Consider the following 4,002-nt stretch of genomic DNA (forward strand, 5'->3'; position numbering starts at 1 on the left):
TCGGCGCCTCCCGCGCCGCGGCCAGTGCGGCACGCGCCTCGTCGCTGCAGAGCTGGCAGGCGGTGGCCAGATACCAGCGGGCGCTGTCATAGGGTGCGACCGCGTCGATCAGCCGCAGGTCGGCCGGCTGGTCCATGCCGACCCAGACGATGCCGATACCAATCCGCGTCAGGCTGGCGTGGATGGCTCCGCGCAGCAGCGTCCCGCCGGGACCGGGCGGTATTGCGATCCGCAAAACGACCGCGCCGCCCGGCCAGCTCCGGACCTGCTCGCGCGCTTCCGCCAGCCGATCGGACAGGGAGAGCGGCAGCCATGACGGCGTGGCCGGTGCGCCCGCCGAGTCGAGCGTGTCGGGCAGGATCGTCTCGGCCGGCGTCCAGCCAGGGGCGATCGCCGCGGTAACGGCGGCACGGTCGATCGCTTCCGCGATGGCGGCGCGCTGCGCAGGTCGGACAAGGAAGCCGCTTCGGTCGACGATGGCGAAGCCGAACAGCCCCGCCGCCGGATCGATGCGGACGTTCGCCGGCGCGATCTCGCCATCGGCGGCGAGTAGCGGCCAGTCGACGACGCTGCCGCCGGTGACAAGATCGGAACGGTGAGCCGCGAAGCGCGCGATCGCCAGCGACGCTCGCTCGCCGATCAGCCGGATGTCATCCTCCGGCCGCTGCGGTTTCGGATCATCGGGATCGGTGCGCGCCGGGTCTGGCACCGGACGCAGCAGTGGCCCGGCGTTCCGAAACGGACCGGTACCCATCGCCGAGCCCGACCGCACGACCGCGAGTTCCGGCTGGGCGAACAGCCGCAGCAGGTCCGGCCGCGGCCGCTTCAGCTGCACCTCGATTACCTGCGGCGTCATGACGACGATGTCGGCGATCGCGGTCAGGAACGGCGCGAGCGGGTTGTGCGACCGCTCGTCGAGCTGGTGCCGGAGCGCATCGACCACCTCGCCGGCGGTCACCGCGCTGCCGTCGCTCCAGCGGGCGCTGCGCAGGCGGAAGATATAGGTCATGCCGCCGTCGATCACGGTCCAGCGCTCGGCCAGCCCGGCCTCGATCTGTCCGGCCGCGTCGAAACGAACCAGCCCCTGCGCCGTCGAGTCGAGCAGCAGACGGGTGGGCGTGTCGAGCGTCGCTCGAGCGGCCATGTCGGCGGGAGCGGCACCGATGGCGCTGACCACCACCGGCCCGACGTCCGGCCGGGCATTGCAGCCGCCGAGCCAGACAACGGTCGCTAGTAGGAGGCTGGTGCGGACGGCGGGACTTGAACCCGCACTCCGAAGGAAACCGATTTTAAGTCGGCAGCGTCTACCGATTTCGCCACGTCCGCGCACCATGGGGACAAGCCCCAGCCGGCCCTGCAAAGCAAGCGTCAGACGTTGAGGCGGGCGCGCATTTCCTTGCCGGGCTTGAAATACGGCACCCGCTTGGCATCGACGTCGACCGACTCGCCGGTACGCGGATTGCGGCCGGTCCTGGCGTCGCGGGCGCGGGTGGAAAACGCGCCGAAGCCGCGCAACTCGACCCTGCCATTGGCGGCGAGCCGAGCGACGATCTCGTCAAAGAAGGTGGTGACGATCGACTCGACCTCGCCCGGCGTGAAATCCGGGTTGGCATCGGCCAGTTTCTTCACGAGTTCCGAACGTATCATCGGCTTCTCCCCCCGGATGGCCTGATATAAGTCAAGACGACCGTTAAGAGCGTTTACACGCCCGCACCACCCCAAAACAAGCCGCGACCGGAAGGGGTGCGCCTTCCGGTCGCCGCTCCTTACTTCTTCTCGGTCTGCGCCTTCAGCGCCGCACCAAGGATATCGCCCAGCGACGCGCCCGAGTCGGACGAGCCATACTGCGCCACCGCCTGCTTCTCCTCGGAGATCTGCATCGCCTTGATCGAGAAGGTCGGCTTCTTCGACCGGTCGAAGCCGGTGACCATCGCGTCGAACTTCTGCCCGACCTGGAACCGCTCCGGCCGCTGCTCGTCGCGGTCGCGGCCGAGGTCGACGCGCTTGATGAAGCCCGCCGCGCCGTCGTCGCCCGCCTGTACCTCAAGGCCCATGTCGCGGACCTCCAGCACAGTAACGGTGACGACCTGGTTCTTGTTGAGCCGTTCGCCCGCCGCGGCGATGCCGCCCGCCGCGGGGCCGCCGCGCTCGAGCTGCTTCATGCCGAGGCTGATGCGCTCCTTCTCGGCGTCGATGTCGAGCACCACCGCCTCGACCATCTCGCCCTTGCGGTGCAGGTTGAGCGCATCCTCGCCCGACACGCCCCAGGCGATGTCGGACATGTGGACCATGCCGTCGACATCGTTGTCCAGGCCGATGAACAGCCCGAACTCGGTCGCGTTCTTGACCTCGCCCTCGACCGTCGAGCCGATCGGATGGGCGGCGGCGAACGCCTCCCACGGGTTGCTCTGCGCCTGCTTGAGGCCGAGCGAGATGCGGCGCTTGTCGGCGTCGACCTCCAGCACGATCACGTCGACCTCCTGCGAGGTGGAGACGATCTTGCCGGGATGCACGTTCTTCTTGGTCCAGCTCATCTCGCTGACATGGACCAGCCCCTCGATGCCCGCCTCCAGCTCGACGAACGCACCGTACTCGGTGATGTTAGTGACGCGGCCGGACAGCTTGGCACCGACCGGATACTTGGCCGACGCGCCATCCCACGGATCGCTCTCGAGCTGCTTCATGCCCAGCGAGATGCGCTGCGTGTCCTTGTTGATGCGGATGATCTGCACCTTCACCGTGTCGCCGATGTTGATCATCTCGGACGGGTGGTTGACGCGCTTGTAGCTAAGGTCGGTGACGTGGAGCAGGCCGTCGATACCGCCCAGGTCGACGAACGCGCCGTAATCGGTGATGTTCTTGACGACGCCGTCGATGATCTGCCCCTCGGCAAGGCTGAGGATCAGGCCCGAACGCTGCTCGGCGCGCGTCTCCTCCAGCACCGCGCGGCGCGAGACGACGATATTGCCGCGCTTGCGGTCCATCTTCAGAATCTGGAACGGCTGCGGGATGTCCATCAGCGGCGTCACGTCGCGCACCGGGCGAATGTCGACCTGCGATCCCGGCAGGAACGCCACCGCACCCGACAGGTCGACGGTGAAGCCGCCCTTGACCCGGCCGAAGATCACGCCCTCCACGCGCGCAGTCTTGGCGAACTCGGTCTCCAGCTTGTCCCACGCAGCCTCGCGGCGGGCGCGGTCGCGCGACAGCATCGCCTCGCCATGCATGTTCTCGACGCGGTCGACATAGACCTCGACCTCGTCGCCGACCTTCAACTCGGCCTTCTGGCCCGGCGCGGCGAACTCGCGCAGCGGCACGCGGCCTTCCGACTTCAGCCCGACGTCGATCACCGCGAGATCATTCTCGATCGCGGTGACGGTGCCGTGCACCACGCGGCCCTCGAAGCTGTCGGCACCGCCGAACATGTCGTTGAGCATCGCCGCGAAATCGTCGCGAGTGGGAAGGGCTTGAGTAGCCATAAAGTGAATCAGTTCCTCAGTATCGTGTCCGGCCGGCCGGTTGGTTCCGACGGTCTGTCAGCCGCTGTGCCGCGGCGGCCCCATGCCGGTCGCGGCGTCCGGCGGGGCGGGCGATGCGGCGGAGCAAGACGCGGGATGCGAAAAGGGCGCGTGAAGGCAAGCCTCCCGCGCCGACCGCCATGAGCGCCTGCTCGCTGGACAGCCCTCCTATAGCGTGGAACGCGCGGGGAGGCAAGCTGGGCGGCCGGCTATCGGACAGACGCCTCGACCAGTGCGATCGCCGCCGCCACGCTCGCGTCGATCGACATGGCGCTGGTGTCGAGCAACGCCGCATCGTCCGCCATCACCAGCGGCGCGGTCGAGCGGCTGCTGTCGCGCTCGTCGCGGGCGCGGATGTCGGCGAGGACGGCAGCATAGTCCGACCCGCCGGCGAGCTCGGCCTGGCGGCGGCTGGCGCGGACCTCGGGCGCGGCGGTGACGAACAGCTTGGCGTCGGCGTCGGGTGCGATGACCGTGCCGATGT

The 4,002-nt window shown here is 68.6% G+C and carries 4 protein-coding genes and 1 tRNA gene; all 5 read right to left on the reverse strand.

The window, feature by feature from the left end:
- On the reverse strand, positions 1-1,180 hold a 1,180-nt coding region (locus HUU96_RS12690), incomplete at its 3' end, for an ABC transporter substrate-binding protein (protein ID WP_174293133.1).
- Positions 1,181-1,242: 62 nt separating this feature from the next.
- Positions 1,243-1,326, reverse strand: a tRNA-Leu gene (locus HUU96_RS12695).
- 42 nt (positions 1,327-1,368) lie between these two features.
- A complete protein-coding gene (gene ihfB, locus HUU96_RS12700; RefSeq protein ID WP_174293134.1) occupies positions 1,369-1,647 on the reverse strand; it encodes an integration host factor subunit beta in 279 nt (92 codons plus the stop codon).
- Between the two features lie 119 nt (positions 1,648-1,766).
- The gene (gene rpsA, locus HUU96_RS12705; RefSeq protein WP_174293135.1) at positions 1,767-3,479 is read right to left on the reverse strand and encodes a 30S ribosomal protein S1; all 1,713 of its coding nucleotides are present in this window, start codon (positions 3,477-3,479) and stop codon (positions 1,767-1,769) included.
- Positions 3,480-3,727: 248 nt separating this feature from the next.
- On the reverse strand, positions 3,728-4,002 hold a 275-nt coding region (locus tag HUU96_RS12710), incomplete at its 5' end, for a (d)CMP kinase (protein ID WP_174293136.1).

Source organism: Sphingomonas bacterium (assembly GCF_903644135.1).
In the GTDB taxonomy this organism is placed as follows: domain Bacteria; phylum Pseudomonadota; class Alphaproteobacteria; order Sphingomonadales; family Sphingomonadaceae; genus Sphingomonas.